General features: G+C 60.0%; 16 protein-coding genes and 1 pseudogene. 6 read left to right on the top strand and 11 right to left on the bottom strand.

Translation table 11 applies throughout. The features are described from left to right. Positions 1–27: 27 nt before the first annotated feature. From B0E42_RS02860 to B0E42_RS02850, 3 genes are all read right to left on the bottom strand, one after another. The gene (locus B0E42_RS02860; protein WP_077505591.1) at positions 28–1,176 is read right to left on the bottom strand and encodes a TDT family transporter; all 1,149 of its coding nucleotides are present in this window, start codon (positions 1,174–1,176) and stop codon (positions 28–30) included. A 103-nt stretch (positions 1,177–1,279) separates the two neighbouring features. After that, positions 1,280–1,591, bottom strand: a complete 312-nt coding sequence (locus B0E42_RS02855; protein WP_018604299.1) for a cupin domain-containing protein — start codon at positions 1,589–1,591, stop codon at positions 1,280–1,282. Between the two features lie 68 nt (positions 1,592–1,659). Continuing rightward, entirely contained in the window at positions 1,660–2,850 is a 1,191-nt protein-coding gene (locus tag B0E42_RS02850) for an MFS transporter (protein WP_077505589.1), read from the bottom strand. Positions 2,851–2,953: 103 nt separating this feature from the next. On the opposite strand from B0E42_RS02850, the gene B0E42_RS02845 reads away from it, so the two are divergent. Continuing rightward, positions 2,954–3,493, top strand: a complete 540-nt coding sequence (locus B0E42_RS02845; RefSeq protein ID WP_053189688.1) for a TetR/AcrR family transcriptional regulator — start codon at positions 2,954–2,956, stop codon at positions 3,491–3,493. Positions 3,494–3,743: 250 nt separating this feature from the next. Continuing rightward, the gene (locus B0E42_RS02840; protein WP_018604302.1) at positions 3,744–7,214 is read left to right on the top strand and encodes a PAS domain-containing hybrid sensor histidine kinase/response regulator; all 3,471 of its coding nucleotides are present in this window, start codon (positions 3,744–3,746) and stop codon (positions 7,212–7,214) included. A 73-nt stretch (positions 7,215–7,287) separates the two neighbouring features. Here the strand turns inward: B0E42_RS02840 and B0E42_RS31670 are convergent. The 3 genes and pseudogenes from B0E42_RS31670 to B0E42_RS02830 form a co-directional block, all read right to left on the bottom strand. Then, positions 7,288–7,401 (bottom strand): annotated as a pseudogene (locus B0E42_RS31670) (hypothetical protein); the annotation flags it as partial. A gap of 243 nt (positions 7,402–7,644) precedes the next feature. Then, positions 7,645–9,033, bottom strand: a complete 1,389-nt coding sequence (gene rmuC / locus B0E42_RS02835; RefSeq protein WP_162493988.1) for a DNA recombination protein RmuC — start codon at positions 9,031–9,033, stop codon at positions 7,645–7,647. A gap of 188 nt (positions 9,034–9,221) precedes the next feature. Next, positions 9,222–9,545, bottom strand: a complete 324-nt coding sequence (locus B0E42_RS02830) for a sel1 repeat family protein (protein ID WP_024616481.1) — start codon at positions 9,543–9,545, stop codon at positions 9,222–9,224. Between the two features lie 1,002 nt (positions 9,546–10,547). Here B0E42_RS02830 and B0E42_RS02820 point away from each other — a divergent pair. The 3 genes from B0E42_RS02820 (at position 10,548) to B0E42_RS02810 (ending at position 12,946) form a co-directional block, all read left to right on the top strand. Further along, positions 10,548–10,772 (top strand): hypothetical protein, encoded by a 225-nt coding sequence (locus B0E42_RS02820; RefSeq protein WP_003204606.1) that lies wholly within the window; start codon positions 10,548–10,550, stop codon positions 10,770–10,772. Between the two features lie 275 nt (positions 10,773–11,047). Next, positions 11,048–11,530 carry a hypothetical protein gene (locus tag B0E42_RS02815; RefSeq protein WP_053182201.1) on the top strand — a complete coding sequence of 161 codons (483 nt, stop codon included), beginning with the start codon at positions 11,048–11,050 and terminating at the stop codon, positions 11,528–11,530. 144 nt (positions 11,531–11,674) lie between these two features. Next, positions 11,675–12,946 carry an OmpP1/FadL family transporter gene (locus tag B0E42_RS02810; protein ID WP_053182204.1) on the top strand — a complete coding sequence of 424 codons (1,272 nt, stop codon included), beginning with the start codon at positions 11,675–11,677 and terminating at the stop codon, positions 12,944–12,946. 89 nt (positions 12,947–13,035) lie between these two features. Here the strand turns inward: B0E42_RS02810 and B0E42_RS02805 are convergent, their stop codons facing one another. The 4 genes from B0E42_RS02805 to B0E42_RS31015 form a co-directional block, all read right to left on the bottom strand. Further along, a complete protein-coding gene (locus B0E42_RS02805; protein ID WP_077505587.1) occupies positions 13,036–13,587 on the bottom strand; it encodes a glutathione peroxidase in 552 nt (183 codons plus the stop codon). A 181-nt stretch (positions 13,588–13,768) separates the two neighbouring features. Continuing rightward, positions 13,769–14,977: an MFS transporter gene (locus tag B0E42_RS02800; RefSeq protein ID WP_033062554.1), complete on the bottom strand. Its 1,209-nt coding sequence runs from the start codon at positions 14,975–14,977 to the stop codon at positions 13,769–13,771. Positions 14,978–15,029: 52 nt separating this feature from the next. After that, positions 15,030–15,434 carry a MarR family winged helix-turn-helix transcriptional regulator gene (locus tag B0E42_RS02795; RefSeq protein WP_003204618.1) on the bottom strand — a complete coding sequence of 135 codons (405 nt, stop codon included), beginning with the start codon at positions 15,432–15,434 and terminating at the stop codon, positions 15,030–15,032. A gap of 157 nt (positions 15,435–15,591) precedes the next feature. Further along, a complete protein-coding gene (locus B0E42_RS31015; RefSeq protein ID WP_168188490.1) occupies positions 15,592–15,798 on the bottom strand; it encodes a hypothetical protein in 207 nt (68 codons plus the stop codon). Between the two features lie 173 nt (positions 15,799–15,971). On the opposite strand from B0E42_RS31015, the gene B0E42_RS02790 reads away from it, so the two are divergent. After that, positions 15,972–16,247: a LuxR family transcriptional regulator gene (locus B0E42_RS02790; protein ID WP_018604312.1), complete on the top strand. Its 276-nt coding sequence runs from the start codon at positions 15,972–15,974 to the stop codon at positions 16,245–16,247. Positions 16,248–16,345: 98 nt separating this feature from the next. Here the strand turns inward: B0E42_RS02790 and B0E42_RS02785 are convergent. Then, a partial coding sequence (locus B0E42_RS02785) for an RHS repeat-associated core domain-containing protein (RefSeq protein WP_139353082.1) occupies positions 16,346–19,608 on the bottom strand: 3,263 nt, incomplete at its 5' end.

Genomic DNA, 19,608 nt, shown 5'->3' with positions numbered 1-19,608 from the left:
AGGCCACACATTACCTGTCTTTAGCGATTATTTCGCCAGCCCTGCAATACAGGGCGACACAAACAACTCACCGTGCCAGGCGCCCTGCACCGTACGCCGCCCGACGATCAGCCACATCACCACCAGCATCGCCACCAGCACAGCCCCGAACACGCTGAAAAAATCCAGGCCCAGCAGGTCCGCAAGCTTCAGCGTGGTCAGCGCGTACACACCCAGGGGAAAGGTAAAGCCCCACCAACCGAGGTTGAAGGGAATGCCTGCACGCAGGTAGCGCGCGGTAATCAACAGCGCCATCAACATCCACCACAAACCCACCCCCCACAGCGTGATGCCGGCCACCAGCCCCAACCCGGCGGCGATTTCGCCTACGCCGGGCAGGCCATTGGCGGCAAAAATCAGCGGGGCATCGTTGCCCAGCAGCAACATGCCCAGGGCGCCGGTGCCGATCGGGCCGAGGGCCAGCCAGCTCGAGGCGGCCATGTTTTCGTGAGGCAGTTTGTGCAGGGCCATGCGCAACAGCAAAATCGTCAGGATGCTGAACGCCACCGGCAAGGAAAAGGCCCAGAGTACGTAGCTGGTCACCAGCATGACCCATTGCCCATGGGCGTCGGCCAGATGCGGCGCCAACAGCCCGCCGCTGGCCGCCGCGACTTCGGCGGCCACCACCGGCAAGAGCCACACGGCGGTCATTTGGTCGATGCGATGTTCCTGGCGGGTGAACATCAAGAATGGGATCAGCACACCACAGGCCAGCGACATGGCCACGTCGATCCACCATAACGCCTCAGCCACCGCCACCACGCCCTCCCCCCAGCGCGGCAGCCCAAAAACCAGAAAGCCGTTGATGATGGTCGCCAGCCCCATCGGAATGGTGCCGAAAAACATCGAGACCGTTGAATGGCCGAAAATCCGTCGCGCTTCGTCGAAGAACAGCACCCAACGGGCCGTGTACATGAGGGCGAACACCACGAACAACAGCGTGTTGAACAACCACAAGCCTTCACCCAAGAGGCGCAGGCCCGGCACATCCCCAGGCCATTGCGCCAAGGCCAGCGCCAGCACACCGGTACCCATGACCACGGCAAACCAGTTAGGCGTGAATTGGCGAATGGCCTCCAGCGGCCTGGGCAAATGGCTCAATGGACGCAAGCGGTTTTTTGCAGCGCAGCATGTCATGACGAACTCCTGTCCTCGGATGAGGTGGAGCCATGCTAGAGCCGGATCGAATATCTATATAACGGGTAATTTCTCTATATGTTATCGATTTCACAGATAGCTATCAGACGCTGCCTTCGGTCTCGATCACCAGGATTCGCGCTTCGCCCAAGGGCCTGGCCACATGCTCGGTGCCCACCGATGCGTAGAAAATGTCCCCGGCCTCCAGCAAGGTCTCCTTTTCGACACCCTCTTCCCGATAACACATCCGCACTTGCCCATCGAGCACCACGAAGACTTCCTCGCCGTCATTGACGTGCCATTTGTACGGCTGGTCGGTCCAGTGCAGGCGCGTGGTGATGCCGTTCATGTTGGCGATATCCAGCGCCGCCCAGGCGCGGTCCCCGGTGAAGGATTTGCTGCGAATGATTTTCAAGGGATCGTCCGGAAAAAGGCTGAGGCACCAAGACTAACCCACCGCCAGCAGCACCTGCATGCTTGGTTTCAAGACCGCGCGCCATCGCTGACCGGTCTCATGGATTGACGCAACCCCAACAACGCGAAGACACACAGCACAATCAACACCGCGCCATAGCCATCGGTGGTCGGGATCAACCCGAACACCCGCGTCAGGTTCCCCGCCAGCAGCGACGGCAGGCTGAAGGCCAGGTAACTGAGCACATAGAACGCCGACATCAAGCCGGCCCGTTCGTGGGGCAAGGCCAGCGGCATGATGCTGCGCAGCGCGCCCAGGAATCCTGCGCCAAAGCCGCCACCGGTGACCAGCGTGCCAATGAAGAACAATGGCAAGCTAGCGCCATGCACCGCCACCAGCACCCATGCCAGGCCAATCACCAGCAAGCTCGCGGACAGGCGCAACATTTTGTCTGCGCCTTGGTTGCGCAAGAGGTAGATGGATAACGCGCCGCTGAGGGTCAGCGCCGCCACCAGCGCGCCACCGATCAGATTGGAGGTCGATCCGGTTGCCGTCCGCACCAGGGACGGTGCCAGTGACAGGTAGAAACCGCCCACGGCCCAGGCCGCCAGGTCCAGTGGCAGGACTCGCCACAAGGCTTGCCGCGCCTGGGGCGGCACGTGCAGGGTTGGCCGCAGGGACCGCCAGGCACCCGGTTGCGGGCTGACGCTTTCCGCCAGGCGCCAGAGGTAAACGGCCTGGGCCAGGAACAAGCCCAACAGCAGCCAGTACGTCAGTTGCAAGGGCAATGGCGCGAATTCAGCCAGCAGGCCACAGCCCAGTGCCCCGCATGCCATGCCCAACAGCGGCGCGACACTGGTGATCAGCGGGCCTTGGCGACGGTCGAAATCCAGCAAGGCTGCCCCCAGTACGCTGGTGGCCATGCCGGTGGCAAATCCCTGGATCAACCGAGCACTGATCAACCAGGCAACGCTGTCGGCACTGATGAACAGCAGCATCGCCAGCATGTTGAGCAACAATGCCGCGAAGATCACCGGTTTGCGGCCCAGGTAATCCGACAGCGAACCCACTGTCAGCAAGGCCGCCAGCAGACTGAAGGCGTACACACCGAAAATCAGCGTCAGGACGGCCGGGGAAAACTGTAGTTGTTCCTGATAGAGGTGATACAACGGCGTCGGCGCGCTGGACGCAGCGAGAAAACCGAGCAAGGTGAGCGCCAGGAATATCAGGCTGGCGCGGGTCGAAGCTGGACGGGACATGGGCACACTCCACAGGAGTACTCGCAAAAGCTAATTTTTTGCTTTTGCGAAGTGTGCTACCGGCGTGCGCTTAAAGCAAATTCTTTGTGTTAAGGTCTGACGCATGGCTATCAAAGAAGGTTTACGCCCCGGCGGTCGAAGCGCCCGGGTCCAAGAGTCGATTCATTCGGCGGTCCGCGACCTGCTGCAAGAGCAGGACCGCGCGACCCTGACCGTGCCGCAAATCGCTGCGCGCGCCGGGGTGACGCCGTCCACCATCTACCGGCGCTGGGGCGATCTGCCGGCGCTACTGGCCGACGTCGCCATCGCGCGCATGCGCCCTGACGGCGAACCAGCCGACACCGGCAGTTTGCGCGGCGACCTGCGCGCCTGGGCTGAGCAATACCTGGACGAAATGAGCTCCGAGCCCGGTCGCAACATGATGCGCGACATCCAGGCCTGCGCCACGCCGGGGTATTGCGTGGGGATCCTCAGCCGTCAGTTGCAGATCATCCTGGATCGCTACCCCGATGAGCCCAATCCAGGCGTCGAACGGCTGATCAATGTAGTGGTGGCGCCGACGGTGTTCCGTATCCTCTTTGCTACCGCGCCGTTAGCGGGTGAGGAGTTGTATCGGCTGGTGGATATCGCGTTGGCTCAGTAAGGCCGCCTTCGCGAGCAGGCTCGCTCCCACACTTGATCTCCAGTGAATGCAAAACTTGAGTTCACTTCAGATCGAAGGTGGGAGCGAGCCTGCTCGCGATGAGGCCTGCACATACACTGCATAACTGAGCAACTACCCCACCCGCGACACCCCACCACGCCTCGACCTTGGTCGACACTGACGAACCCGTGCGGGCATGCGAGACTGTCGTGCCGGGTTCAAGTCCCGGTGTCTTCGTCCGGGAGTTTCCATGTCGTTGTCCAGCGGGCTGATCGCCGTTGTCGCCCTGGCCTATATGGCCATCATGTTCGCCATCGCCTTCTACGGCGACCGGCGCAGCACACCGCTGCCGCCGCGGGTGCGGGCCTGGGTCTACAGCCTGTCGCTGGCGGTGTATTGCACCAGTTGGACGTTCTTTGGTGCCGTCGGCCAGGCGGCCGAACAGCTCTGGTCATTCCTGCCGATCTACCTCGGGCCCATCCTGCTGCTGGTGCTGGCGCCGTGGGTCCTGCAGAAAATGGTGATGATCAGCAAGCAGGAGAACATCACCTCCATCGCCGACTTCATCGCCGCCCGCTACGGCAAGTCCCAATCCCTGGCAGTGGTGGTCGCGCTGATCTGCCTGGTCGGCGTGTTGCCGTATATCGCCTTGCAACTCAAGGGCATCGTGCTCGGGGTGAACCTGTTGATCGGTGCCGGCGCCGATGCCATGGGCACCCGCGCCCAGGACACCGCGCTGATCGTCTCGCTGATCCTGGCCTTGTTCACCATCGTATTCGGTACCCGCAACCTCGACGCCACCGAACACCACCGTGGCATGGTGCTGGCGATTGCCTTCGAATCCCTGGTCAAGCTGTTCGCCTTCCTGGCGGTCGGTGCGTTCGTGACATACGGCCTGTACGACGGCTTCGACGACCTGTTCAACCAGGCCATGCTCGCCCCACGCCTGGAGCAGTACTGGAAAGAAACCATCAACTGGCCATCCATGGTGGTGCAAACCGGGGTGGCGATGATGGCGATCATCTGCTTGCCGCGGCAGTTCCACGTGACCGTGGTGGAAAACATCGAACCCCAGGACCTGCGCCTGGCCAAGTGGGTATTCCCCGCCTACCTGGCCCTGGCCGCGCTGTTCGTGGTGCCCATCGCCCTCGCCGGGCAAATGATGCTGCCCAGTTCGGTACTGCCGGACTCGTTCGTTATCAGCCTGCCGCTGGCCCAGGCCCATCCGGCCCTGGCCGTGCTGGCGTTCATTGGCGGCGCCTCGGCGGCCACCGGCATGGTGATCGTCGCGAGTGTGGCGCTGTCCACCATGGTTTCCAACGACATGCTGTTGCCGTGGCTGTTGCGCCGCAACAACGCCGAACGGCCCTTCGAAGTGTTCCGCCAGTGGATGCTCTCGGTGCGGCGGGTGAGCATCGTCGTGATCCTGTTGCTGGCCTATGTCAGCTACCGGCTGTTGGGTTCGACGGCGAGCCTGGCGACCATCGGCCAGATCGCCTTCGCCGCCGTGACCCAACTGGCCCCGGCCATGCTCGGCGCGCTGTACTGGAAACAGGCCAACCGCCGCGGTGTGTTCGCCGGCCTCGCCACGGGGATCTTCCTGTGGTTCTACACCCTGGTGTTGCCGATTGCCGCCCACAGCCTGGGCTGGTCGCTCAGTAGCTTTCCGGGCCTGGCCTGGTTGCATGGCAATCCCTTTAACCTGCCGATTACCCCGCTGACCCAGGGGGTGGTGCTGTCCCTGGCCGGCAACTTCACGCTGTTTGCCTGGATCTCCGTGCTGTCGCGCACACGCGTTTCGGAACACTGGCAGGCCGGACGCTTCATCGGCCAGGAAATCAGCGCCCGCCCCAACCCGCGCTCAATGCTGGCGGTGCACATCGAAGACCTGTTGCAACTGGCCGCCCGTTTCGTCGGCGAGGAGCGGGCGCGGCAGAGCTTCATCCGTTTTGCCTACCGCCAGGGCAAAGGCTTCAACCCGACCCAGAACGCCGACAGCGAATGGATCGCCCACACCGAACGCCTGCTGGCCGGTGTACTCGGGGCCTCTTCGACCAGGGCTGTGGTAAAAGCCGCCATTGAAGGTCGGGAGATGCAGCTCGAAGACGTCGTCCGGATCGCAGACGAAGCGTCGGAAGTGCTGCAGTTCAACCGTGCGCTGTTGCAAGGCGCCATCGAGAACATCAGCCAGGGCATCAGCGTGGTCGACCAGTCCCTCAGGCTGGTGGCCTGGAACCGGCGCTACCTGGAGCTGTTCAAGTATCCGGACGGCTTGATCAGTGTCGGCCGGCCCATTGCCGATATCATCCGCTACAACGCCGAACGTGGCCTCTGCGGGCCGGGCGAAGCCGAAGTTCACGTCGCCCGACGCCTGCACTGGATGCGCCAGGGCCGCGCCCATACCTCTGAGCGACTGTTCCCCAACGGCCGGGTGATCGAGCTGATCGGCAACCCGATGCCCGGTGGCGGTTTCGTCATGAGTTTCACCGACATCACCGCGTTCCGCGAGGCCGCACAAGCGCTGACCGAAGCCAACGAGGGGCTGGAGCAACGGGTGGCCGAACGCACTCGGGAATTGTCACAGCTGAACCTGGCCCTGACCGAAGCCAAGAGCACCGCCGAAGCGGCCTATCAATCCAAGACCCGGTTCCTGGCGGCAGTCAGCCACGACCTGATGCAACCGCTCAACGCCGCGCGGCTGTTCTCTGCCGCGCTGTCCCACCAGCACGAGGGTTTGCCGAGCGAGGCCCGGCAACTGGTGCAGCATCTGGACAGTTCGCTGCGTTCCGCTGAAGACCTGATCACCGACCTGCTGGACATCTCCCGTCTGGAAAACGGCAAGATCAACCCCGACCGCAAGCCATTCGTCCTCAACGAGTTGTTCGACACCTTGGGCGCCGAGTTCACGGCGCTGGCCCAGGAACAAGGCCTGAAATTCCGAATGCGCGGCTCACGGCTGCGGGTGGACAGCGACATCAAGTTGTTGCGGCGAGTTTTGCAGAACTTCCTGACCAACGCTTTCCGCTACGCCAAGGGCCCGGTGCTGTTGGGGGTACGTCGGCGCAACGGCGAGTTGTGCCTGGAAGTCTGGGATCGTGGGCCGGGCATCGCCGAGGATAAGCTGCAGGTCATTTTCGAAGAGTTCAAGCGTCTGGACAGCCACCAGACCCGCGCCGAAAAAGGCCTGGGCCTGGGCCTGGCCATCGCCGACGGGCTGTGCCGTGTGCTGGGCCATACCTTGCGCGTGCGTTCCTGGCCGGGGCGCGGCAGCGTATTCAGCGTCAGCGTCCCCTTGGCCCATACACAAGCCGTCGTACCGAGCCCCGTGGTCGAACCCAACGGTCATTTGCCAAGCGGCGCGCTGGTGCTGTGCGTCGATAACGAAGACAGCATCCTGATCGGCATGAACAGCCTGCTGACGCGCTGGGGTTGCCAGGTGTGGACAGCACGCAACCGGGAAGAATGCGAGCGCTGGCTGGCCCAGGGCGGCCGACCGCAACTGGCGCTGGTGGATTTTCATCTGGACGACGGCGAGACCGGCACCGAACTGATGGCCTGGTTGCGCACGCGCATGGGGGAACCGGTGCCGGGGGTGGTGATCAGCGCGGACGGCCGACCTGAGATGATAGCCCAGGTGCATGCCGCAGGGCTGGATTACCTGGCCAAGCCGGTGAAGCCGGCGGCGTTGAGGGCGTTGTTGAGTCGGCATTTGCCGTTGTAATGGGCAGAGGGACACGCGGTTCCCTGTGGCGATGGAAAATCTGTGGGAGCAAGGCTTGCCCGCGATGGCGGTCTCAAGGATGCCATCGCGAGCAAGCTTTGCTCCCACAAGATTCCATTGTGGGCAAGCTCTTGCTGGCCCGGGCGCCGAGTAGCTTGAGTTGTTCGCTGCGGCTGATCAGGTTGCCAAGCCGGTGAAGCCGGCGGCGTTGCGGGCGTTGTTGAGTCGGCATTTGCCGTTGTAATGGGCAGAGGAACACGCGGTTCCCTGTGGCGATGGAAAATCTTGTGGGAGCAAGGCTTGCCCGCGATGGCGGTCTCAAGGATGCCATCGCGAGCAAGCTTTGCTCCCACAAGATTCCATTGTGGGTAAGCTTTGCTCCCACAAGATGACCTCGCCACAAGTTTCTGCTTCAGCCTTGGGATCTGCTTCAGCCCTGGGTTTTCTCGCTGGCTTCTTCCGGCAACTCAGGCAGCCCATCCGCATCGGTCATCGCCCGTTCGAGCAATTCGCTGGGCAAGCTCTTGCTGGCCCGGGCGCCGAGCAGCTTGAGCTGTTCGCTGCGGCTGATCAGGTTGCCGCGCCCTTCCGTCAGCTTGTTGCGCGCCGCGCTGTAGGCTTTGTCCAGCTGCTGCAAGCGACTGCCAATCTCGTCCAGGTCCTGGATGAACAAGACGAACTTGTCATACAGCCACCCGGCCCGCTCGGCGATTTCCCGGGCGTTCTGGCTCTGGCGTTCCTGCTTCCACAAGCTGTCGATCACCCGTAGGGTCGCCAGCAATGTGGTCGGGCTGACGATCACGATATTGCGGTCGAAGGCTTCCTGGAACAGGTTCGGCTCGGCTTGCAGGGCGGCGGAAAACGCCGCTTCGATCGGCACGAACAACAACACGAAATCCAGGCTGTGCAAACCGTCCAGGCGTTTGTAGTCCTTGCCGGCCAAGCCTTTGACGTGGGCGCGCAACGACACCACATGTTGCTTGAGGGCGAGTTGGCCAATGGCGTCATCTTCGGCGGCCACATATTGCTGATAGGCCGTGAGGCTGACCTTGGAGTCGACCACCACCTGCTTGTCGCCAGGCAGATAAATCAACACGTCCGGCTGGAAACGCTCACCGTCCGGGCCCTTGAGGCTGACCTGGGTCTGATACTCGCGGCCCTTCTCCAGGCCGGCATGTTCAAGCACCCGTTCCAGAATCAGCTCACCCCAGTTGCCCTGGGTCTTCTGGCCCTTGAGCGCGCGGGTGAGGTTGGTTGCCTCGTCGCTCAAGCGCAGGTTCAGTTGCTGCAGGCGCTCCAGCTCCTTGCCCAGGGAGAAACGTTCCCGGGCCTCGGCCTGATAGCTTTCTTCGACGCGTTTTTCAAAGGACTGGATGCGCTCCTTCAGCGGATCGAGCAACTGACCCAGGCGCTGGTGGCTGGTCTCGGCGAAACGCTGCTCACGCTCATCGAAGATTTTTCCGGCAAGCTCGGCGAACTGTGCCCGCAACTCGTCGCGCGAACCTTGCAGATCATCCAGGCGTTGCTGATGGCTTTCCTGCTGCTCGCGCAGTTCGGCATGCAACGACGCCGCCTGGGCATCGAGCCGCCGCAGTTCCGCTTCCTTGTTGGCGCGCTCCAGGTTCCAGGCGTGGGCCGCATCCCGGGCATTGTCGCGCTCGATCTGCAACAACTCGACTTCACGACAGGCTGCGGCGAGCTCGGCTTGCTTGGCAGCGTTGGCCTGGCTCAGGTCGCTGATCTCGTCACGGCAGGCATCGAGCTGGGCGTTGAGGCCGTCGTGGGCCATGTGCGCGGTGGCCAGGCGTTCTTCCAGCAGGGCCTGTTCGGTCTGCGCAGCGCCGGCCTGGCGTTGCAGGTGCCAGGCCAGTGCCAGCAACGGCACCGCAGCGCCTGCCAGGCCAAACAACAGGCTGGTCAAATCCATAGCCATGACAATTCCTGCCGATCAATTAAAGCCCGAAGGTTAACCAAGCGGCCGGGGGTTGCCCAGCGCGGTCTTCGTTTTCAGCCTTCGATTTCACCGAGGGCCCGGCGGGCTCGATCATCGCCGGCCCGCGCGGCCTGGCGCAGCAGGTCATGGCCGATACGTCGATCCCGGGCGTTGCCGCATTCACGGCACATCAACTGCCCGAGGCGACTTTGCGCGGCCACCACGCCTTCACGGGCCGGTTGCTTGAGTAAACGGCCGGCCAAGTGCTTGACGCTGGGGCTGTCCCCCAGTCGCGGGCTGTCGAGCAACCACTCAGCCACCCGCATCGAAATACGCTTGGGTGGGGTAACACCAGGGGGTGTGGAGGTAACAGGATTTGATACTGAGCGAAACTTCATAAAACACTGTGGGGCAGATCGGAAGGCGCGCCACTCTACTCCTTTTTTCGCACGGGTAAAGCCGAAAAAAACCAGCACGCCCGTGCTAGAGCAAGCGCTTGGGACAATCCACAGAAGCTGTGGATAACTCAGTGGACAACCCACCCTGAACTCGCGCAAAGCCCTGTGGAACGGGGCCTGCGCTTAAACTGACGATTTTTTCACCAGCAAAAAAAAGCGATGTTTTTCATTGACTTAAATTTTGGATACAGGCACCCACCCCGGATTGTTTCGACATGACAGTACAGTGACAAGTGGTGTAGCGAGTGTGCACAAGTAACAGCCGAACTGGTTATAACGCTGCGATTTTTTGGCGCATCTGGCGGTAAAACCTGGGGATAAACCCGTGGCGAGGGAGCTTGCTCCCGCTGGGGCGCGAAGCGGCCCTGTTTTGGGGCTACTACGCAGCCCAGCGGGAACAAGCTCCCTCGCCACGAGAATATTACTAGGCTGTTCTCTTAACTAATCGGCATCAGGGTGAGGCCCTATTTGAATATTTTTTAACCAATGCCCTTCCCTTCACCCGTTCGATCCGTTACTATCCGCGGCGTTAGTACCAAGCTGAAAGTCAATTCCGGGTCGAACACATCTCCACGGTCAGCCATCCTTCAAAGGACGCCTCACCGAAAAAAAGAGACCGGCCCCCTCGATGGTTTCCAGGTAAACCTTGCGCCAACACAGCCTTTGATCGAATGCAAAGGGTGTTGCCAGGCTCATTACTCTGACCGAACCAACCTGCAAATTGATCAGGATCTTCACCCTGGGCCCAGAACCTTTGCCCTTGATGTGCTGCCTGCCCTCCTAAGTACCTACCTGCCAGCCCAAGCGCGCACTTCATATAGCGCTCAAACTGGCTGCTTTGTTCCAGTCGGGTTCTTCGTTCGACCAATGGTGGTCGACGTTACTGGAACGTTTTAACGTTGCACGGTTCTTAACCGTGTCATTTGTAGGAACACCCATAACATGTCTACTCAAATCCACGCACAGGATGCTATCCGCACCCTCACCAACGCTTTTGCCCCGATGAACTGCCTGATCATGGCCGCTCGCAAAGGCTGCTTCAGCTTCACCCTGGTCAACGAACACGGCATCGCCCGTCACAGCGAACGCCTGTACCCCGATCAGTACTCCAGCGCCGAACCGCTGCAGGCCGTGATCGAGCGTACCCGCCAGGCACTGGTTGCCTGACACGCCAGAAAGGCTGAAAACCCAAAAACCCCGCCTAGAAAGTGGGGTTTTTTATTGCCTGGAATTTCTCGCTCAAGCGAAACGGCGTAAGTACCAAGGGATATAACAGTTATAACCGTTCGTTTAAGATGTTTTAAAAACAGTCCTTTACAGCGCAAATATGACACTACACTTCAAGTCAAGCGGCATGATCCGCTTCCGGCGGGGCCTGGACCGATCCACCGCTGCCAAGCCCACACTCTTCAGGCCCCGCCCATTCACACTTCGAGGGTTTTATGGGTATCGCTGCCAGCGAACTGTGTCGATATGTGATCCGCCCGACGCTCCTCTACCTTGAGCGTCATAGCGCAACCGCGGAATCCTTGTTGCTGGGCATTGCCGCCAGCCAGTCCGCCCTCGGTTCGGCCCTGCATGATCGCCGCGGGCACGGCCTGTATCGCATTACCGAACCCCGACACCAGGCACTCTGGGATCATTACCTGGCGCTGGACCCGGAGCGTGCCAGCCTGGTACGCGGCCTGGCCAGCCAGCACGCCTTTCTCAGCGGCCCGCACCTGGAGTTGACCGTCAACCTGCGCTACGCCACCGCCATTGCCTGGCTGCTGGTGGAGGAACAGAACACCCCGCTTCCCGAAGCCGATGACCTGCTGGGCATGGCCCGCATCTGGCGACAGACCTTTCACCCCCAAGGGCGCCTGCGAGATTTCACCCGTGCCTGGCGAAGCTACGTCTCGCCACTGAACCAAGTCGCTTGCTGACGGGAAATTTGGAAACTTCCTACAACGGTCGCGAATTTGGTCTGATTGTCCTACAAAACCACTCTAAATCAAGCGATAAAGGCTATAGCGCTTGGCCGAAAATGTTGGTAATTTTCGCCCCGGTGATCACCAGGAGTTCTAACAATGAAAAAAATGATGCTCAAAACCACCCTTGGCCTTGCCGTTACCTTGGCATCCACTCAACTTTTCGCCAGTGGCTTTGCCTTGAACGAACAAAGCATCAGTGGCATGGGCACTGGTTTCGCAGGTCGTTCTTCCGCTGCCGATGACGCCAGCACCGTGTTTGGCAACCCTGCCGGCATGTCGCGCCTCAAGCGCCAGCAAGTCACCGGTGGCTTCGCCGCCATTGATGCCTCCACCGATATCGACGATGCCAGCGGCACCCAGTCCGGCACCAACAAGGGCGACATGGTCCCGCTTACCGGCGTTCCGATGGGTTATTACGTCAAGCCTATCGATGATCAGTGGGCGTTCGGCCTGGGTGTCTACGCACCGTTCGGCTTGATCACCGATTACGAAAATGGCTTCCAGGGCCGGAGCTTCGGCAGCAAGAGCGAAGTGAAAGTCGTCACGTTCCAGCCAACCGTCAGCTATGCCTTCAACGACAAGGTATCGATCGGTTTCGGCCCAACCATCAACCGTATTTCCGGCTCCCTGGAATCGAAACTGGGCGTACCAGGCCTGCCCGAGGCGGGCGTGGAGATCAAGGGTGACGACATTGGCTACGGCTACAACATTGGCGTGCTGGTCCAGGCAACCGACACCACTCGTGTCGGCCTGACCTACCATTCCAAGGTCAAGTACAAGCTTGAAGGCCACACTGAAGTGAGCCCGGGCGCCGGTACCCCTGCCTTCCTGCTCACCGACGGTCGCTACGACGCTTCGCTGGACATCACCACGCCTGAGTCGGTGGACTTTTCGGTCACCCAACAAATCAATGATGCCTGGACCGTTTACGCCGGCAGCACCTGGACGCGTTGGAGCCGCCTGAAAGAGATCACCGTGGAAAACGAAGGCACCAGCAGTGGCGGTGCACTGAACCCTGTTCTGGGCACCATCACCGAAGAGCAAAACTGGCACGACACCTGGGCCTACGCCATCGGTACCTCCTACCAGTTGAACAAGCAGTGGGTACTGCGTACCGGCCTGACCTTCGACCAGTCGCCGACCAACAACCAGGACCGCTCGCCACGCATTCCGACCGGCGACCGGACCATCTTCAGCCTCGGTGCCGGCTGGAGCCCGACAGAAGACCTGACCATCGACGTGGCTTATTCCTACCTCAAGGAAGAAAAAGTCAAAGTCGGCGGCAGCAATGCGCTCGGCCAATCCTACAACGCTGAATACGAAAACAGCGCCAACGGTTTCGGCGTCGGTGCAACCTACCGCTTCTGATGTTTCACGGCGAACATGAACCACTCGCCACCTGAAGCGAAAAAAGCCCCGCGCTCTGCAAAGAGGCGGGGCTTTTTCGTGGTCTGCGATCAGGGCTTGGAAGCAATGGCCACTTCGACCGCCTTGATGAAATCGGGATCATCAGGCTTGATCCGGCTGGAAAAACTACCAACGACCTTACCCTGGCGGTCCACCACGTACTTGTAGAAATTCCATTTCGGCGCGCCGGATTGTTCAGCCAGGTGCTTGAACAACGGTATCGCATCCGCGCCGCGCACCGGTTGTGGTTCGGTCATGGTGAAGGTCACACCGTAATTGACGTAGCAGACCTTGGCGGTTTCAGCACCGTCCTTGGATTCCTGCTTGAAGTCATTGGACGGTACGCCCAGCACTTGCAGCCCTTGGTCCTTGTAGCGCTGGTTGAGCGCCTCGAGGCCTTTGAATTGCGGGGCGAACCCACAGAAGCTGGCAGTGTTGACCACCACCAGCGGCTTGCCGGCGAAGCGCTGGCACAAATCAATGGTTTCCTTGGCCCGCAGCTTGGGCAACGACCCCTCCAGCAACGGTGGGCAATCGGCGGCCCAGACTTGCCCGGTCACAGCCAGCAACAGGACGGGAACAGCAAACCAGCGCATCAACATGTCGATTTTCCTTAAAAGCACGTCAGACCACGACGTTACTCGCAGCGTCCGATGCCGTCCATTGTTCAGCAGTTGCCCATGCCCAGTTGCATCAAGGCCAGCCCGCCCTGATGCCAGCCCCACCAGGCGAACGCCAGCAGCAGGCCGGCGCCCGCAGCGATCAACCACGGGCCGATGCGGCTCATGCTGCACTGGCCTGGACTTGCAGGCGCGCCACCGGACGTTCACGTACGGGCCAGTTCAACGCCGCCGCCAACAGGCTGAGCAGGATCGACACCTGCCAGATCAAGTCGTAGCTGCCGGTGCGGTCGTACACCACCCCGCCCAACCAACCACCGAGGAAAGAGCCCAACTGGTGGAACAGGAACACGATCCCACCCAACATCGAGAGATTTCGTACACCAAACAGAGTCGCCACGGTGCCGTTGGTCAACGGTACCGTCGACAGCCACAGCAAGCCCATCGCCATGCCGAACAAGTACGCTGTCGTGGTCGTCACCGGCAGCCACAGGAACAAACCGATCACCACCGCCCGCAACAGGTACAACCCGGTCAACAGGCGCGGCTTGGACATGCGCCCGCCCAGCCAACCGGCGGTATAGGTGCCGAAGATATTGAACAACCCGACCAGGGCCAGCACGGTGGTGCCGACGCTGGCGGGCAGGTGCTGGTCCACCAGGTACGCCGGCAAATGCACACCAATGAACACCACTTGGAACCCGCAGACAAAAAAGCCCACCGCCAGCAGCCAGAACCCGGAGTGACTGCACGCCTCGCGCAAGGCTTCGCCCAGGGTTTGCTCATGGCCGGCGACCGGCAATGGCGCGTCCTTGAGCATGCTCACCAGCGGCACGATCAACGCCACCAGCAGCCCCAGCGCCAACAACGCCGCCGACCAACCGAGCCAGCCGATCAGCCCCAGCGTACCGGGCAGCATGGCGAACTGGCCGAAGGATCCGGCGGCACTGGCGATACCCATGCCCATGCTGCGTTTTTCCGGCGGCACGGCCCGTCCGACTACACCCAGAATCACCGAGAACGACGTGCCCGACAGGCCGATGCCAATCAAAAGACCCGCGCTCAACGACAAGGACCATGGCGAGTCGGCCATGCCCATAAACACCAGGCCGACGGCATAAAGAACACCGCCGATCAACACCACCTTCGCCGCACCGAAGCGGTCGGCCAGCGCACCTGTGAACGGCTGCGCCAGGCCCCAGATCAGGTTCTGCAAGGCAATGGCAAAGGCGAACACCTCGCGGCCCCAGCCGAACTCGCTACTCATGGGCGCCAGGAACAGGCCGAAGCCATGCCGCACGCCCAGGGACAACGCCAGGATCAGCGCGCTGCCCACCAGGACCCAACCACAGGTACGCCACATCGATGTCATTCTTATTCTCCGCTCGCGGGTATATACCCACTTATCATCGAACGAACCGGCTTCATGCCAGTTCATCCAGCAAGGCTAGCAAGGTCGCGCGCTTTTCCGCGCCCAGCTTATCGATCAGTTTCTGCTGCGCCGCTTCCCAGGCCGGCAACGCCGCCGCCAGCCGGGCCTGCCCCGTTTCAGTGAGCACGACAATGCGGTTGCGCAGGTCGTCACCCTCGGCCAGCGCCACCAGCCCCTCGCCTTCCAGAACCCGCAGGTTACGCCCCAGGGTGCTGCGGTCCAGGCCCATGGCCTCGGCCAGGGAAGAAATACTCGGCTGGTCCAGGCGCGCCAGGTTGCTCAGCAAAGAATACTGGGCGACATTGATCCCGAAGCCGTCGAGGGCGCCGTCGTAATACCTGCTGACGCCACGGGCGGCACGACGCAGGTTGATGCACAGACATTGGGAAGGAAGCATGGTGCGTGTATATACCCGGGGTTGGCGGAATGCAAATTTAAATGAGGCGTTTCGGTCTTGCTCATTTAAGGATTGATTGAATCCGTGACGAGAGAGCTTGCTCCCGCTTGAGTGCGAAGCACTCATCAAAGAAGGGCTTGCTCGCGATAGCGGTGGGTCAGCTTGTAGTGATGTTGACTGTGCCGCCGCCTTCGCGAGCAAGCTCGCTCCCACAGTTTTTCCGGATTGTGCACAGACCTCGCAGCGCTGCGTCCTTCCCGTCATCCGTTCTTGCGCTTTTGCTCGCGGTCTCATGCGCATAGAAAAAACCATGATTATCAAAGGCTTTTGCCTCAAAGCCGTTCCGATAACCCTTGATGGACATTCACCACCTGTAATGTCTGACAGGTTTCAGGTGGCTTGAATCGAGATATAACGACCCCGTGCCTCCAGCCCTGCCTCAGGGCTTGAAGACGGGTCGTGTGAACCATGCCATCAAGAAGTAGGAAGATTCCGCCGCCCCCACGCCATCATTGATGATGAATGGGAGTTTCAGTCATGTACCACAGCACCGCGATTTCTGGACGTTCGTCGCCATATCAGGGCCCTCTCCATTCCACGGAGAGCAACCCACCCCAAGCGATTCGACTCACCAAACGTGAAAAGGAATTCCTGCAGTGGAGCGAAGCCGGCAAATCTTCCTGGGAGATTTCCATGATCGTCGATTGCAGCGAAGCTAACGTCAATTATCACTTCAATAACATCCGCCGAAAATTCGGCGTCAGTTCGCGGCATCTCGCGGGGAAGATTGCGCGGGAATGCGGCTTGATCTGAGCGTTCTGAAACCATCATCCGACAAAAGCGCACCGCCATGATCAGTTCGGACCTGGCCATGACGGTGGGATGGTGACGTTTGCTCTTTTTTATTGAACTCAGCTCAAACGGAGTATCTGCGCACGCCAACTAGCCAGATCGTTAGCACTTATATCGCCTTCCCGTTTACTGTTCCGCATTTTATCTATTCTCTTTTGCAAAGCATCTATCTTGGCTTGATTGGGGTTTGTCCTAGGCACATCTGGTATAGGTGCAACTTGCTTAGGCTGGATAGGCACCGGATCAGGTGCCGACCTCGATGCGTCTGGAAGAGGCATTGGCTTTCGTCGTGAATGATCGATGAATCCTGGAGGTCTGCGGTTTCTTGCGAGATCAGCAATACTGCCTGTTTCAAAATTTTGATTCCTGGGTCGGGCAATGTAGCGTCTTTCTTTTGGAAGCTCAGATATATAGCCGGTTTCAACAACTAGGCGGCTGGGCTGGCTGGTAGTCGACGGAAGAGCGCCACCGGACACCTCTGACACGTTGGCGGTACCGGATGCGACTCTAGTGTTTAATGCCTTAACCGGACTTTTGACCAATTGGGGAGGCACTTTGATTGGCGTCATAATCTTGGGGGGCGCGAATAGCCGACCTATCACATGCCCCGTCGGATCCGTAAAACTAATCGGATCCCCCAGGCAATAGGTGTAAGCATTCAGCCCCCCATCCCCAAACGGACTCCAACTGTCCGGGCTATGAAACCTCATCAACACCGGATTGAACGCCCGATAGCCCTTCCCCAGCAGGTACCAACCCGTTTGGGTTTCCCGCCGCTCACCGTTGTAACCCAGGTGGCTGCTGACCGACGCTTCATCCGCGCGATGGCCATACGGTGCATAAACAACCTCCTGGGTTGCATCGCGATCGATTTCCCACAGCACGCTGTTCTTGTCATCACCGGCCAACAATAACGACTTTGGGTCAGCACCCGCCTGGTGCTCGGCGAGCACGACACCATCCGCGCGAATGAAAGTGCTGCTGCTGGCGCCTTTGACCTGGCTCGTCAATTCACCGCCCTGGTAAAAGCGCTGCTCTTTCCCACTCCCATCATCCAGGCCGGCCAGCGTGTCCAATGGGTCGTAGCTGTAGCCGGTATCCCCCCCTCCCGACGGATCACTGACGGAAACCAACCGACCGAGAGGGTCATATTCGAGCCTGCGGTTTTCTTCGTCGCGGATCAGATGGCCGTCGGCGTCATACTCGAGCACTATTTCGGGTGGGTAACCGGGGACTCCTGTATTGGTTATTCTGCGCAATTGCGTCGGGTCCTTCGGGTCGTCATAGATATAGACAGCCACATTGATACCTTTAGGAGACGTGGTATTCACTCGGATCAGATTGTCCAGCGCATCGAATCGGAACAGCTGACTGAGAATGACTTTACCGTAGGGGTCCACTGGCGGTTCGCTGCCTTCACAGGTGTAGAGCACCAAGCGCCCACGCGGGTCGTATTCGTAAGTTTCCTTGCGCAACAACGTCTCGCCTTTGGACAGGGTTCGCTCGATCAATGCATCAACGCTGTTATATACCTGGGTCAGTTGCTGCTCGACACCGTCAAGGTCGAAGTTACGCTGTATTTCACGCCCCAACCCGTCGTAATGCAGGCTGATTGTCACGCCCTGCCCGCCGACGCGGTCCTGGGTGCTGACTGAACTGAGCTGCCCCAGGCTATCGAACGTAAAATCCGAAGAGAGCGTGTTACCAAGACGGGTTTGTTCGAGACGGTTCGCCTTGTCGTAGGTATACGACTGGGTCTGTTCCAGCACATCGGTATAGCTCAGTAAAAGACCCAATCGACTGTGCTGGTAGTGCATCGCATAAGTGTCTTCCCCTTGTACCCGCGTCTCGCTTTTCAGCTCGCCGGTCGTGAAATAATCACGGGAGAGCTCCAATCCGCCTTCCTTGCAACTGACAAGTCGAGCATTTTTACCGTCTCGTACATATTCCGCCGTGACGCCTCCTGGTAGGCTCCGCTGGCTGGGTTCTTCACCCAATTGAGGTTGATAGACATAATTGATCAGCTGATTGCTGGCGGTGGTCAGGGTCGCCGGTTGGGTTTGCCCCGAATCGTAGGTGAACGTTTGCTTGCGTCCCCCCGTAGTCGACTCGACCTTGCGTCCCAATCCATCGAAAACCTGCTGGCCCAATTCAATACCGTTGACACTTATTTCCGTCGGAAGGTCTTCCGAACTATGCAGTGCATAGCTGCGTCGAACCGTAGCACCACCGGGAAGAACAGTGGTCACCATACGGTCAAAGATATCGTAGGTGTACTTTGTAGTGGCATCGCGAGCGTCAGTTTCCTCGACAGTTCGCCCGAGCCCGTCATAACCATAACGGTGCCGACTAATCAGCGTTCCGTCGGTCTCGAAGCGCTCCACATGATCGGGCTTCTCCAACAAGTTCAAGTAGGTCACCGTTTTACCGCTGACCTTCGCCTCAGTGTCGGTTCCTTCCCGCCAAGCGGTCTGGATAGGGCCTTGCCATAGCTCAGAACCAATCGGATTCGTCTCTTCGTAGACCTTGATCCCGTCCGGTCCGGTGACACTGCGCTGCGCGCCCCACCCGTCGTACTCGTAGGTGGAGGCCAACGCCGCCTGCTGCTCATCGCGCCAGTCGTATTGAGTTTCCTCGGTCAGGTCCCCAAACACGTCGTAACTCGCCGAATACGTCTGACGGAACTCTTCGGCACGCACAAGGTTATCGGCGTCCTGGCGTTCTGCATACACCGGACGGTTAAGCCCATCGACCCGTGTCCGGGTCTTCACGCCCTTGACGTCAGTGACCAATTGCTCGGCCCGCTGTCCATCCAGGGCGGTCAGTAGGTACGAATACTGACGCGTTGCTTCGAACTCCGGTTCGTCCGGCGCGACGGTTTCGGTCACGACGCGAGTCAGGGCGTCGTACGTGTAGCGAATTTTCACTTCATTGTCGTCGCGAGTCAGCAATGGCTGACCGTGAAGCAATGAGTCTTCACTGACGATCGTTTTTCGAACCTCGCCATCGGGCGCGTCATCGTAACCGATGAAGGTTTCAGTGGTTTCCAACACGGTTTCACCGGTCAACACGCTCGGCAGCGTCTTGTATTCATACAAGGTCGTACTGGTCGTGCCATTGAGCAGGGTTTGCTGGCTGGCCAGGCGGCCATGCAAGAACGCGTTCCCAATCAACTCGTGGTAAGTGCGCAAGGTCTGCTGCAAGGTGGTTTCGTTGGCGCCCTCCACCTGCATCAGGGTTTCGCTGTCCATCGCCAGCCAATCGTCCACCCCGCTGCCGTTCAGCGGCTTGTGCGCGCTGTAGCGCAGACGGGTGCGCAGCG

Origin of the sequence: Pseudomonas sp. A25(2017) (assembly GCF_002001065.1) — a bacterium.
Lineage (GTDB): Bacteria > Pseudomonadota > Gammaproteobacteria > Pseudomonadales > Pseudomonadaceae > Aquipseudomonas > Aquipseudomonas kilonensis.
The sequence above is the reverse complement of the archived record's forward strand: the minus strand, read 5'-3'. Positions and strand labels throughout refer to the sequence as shown.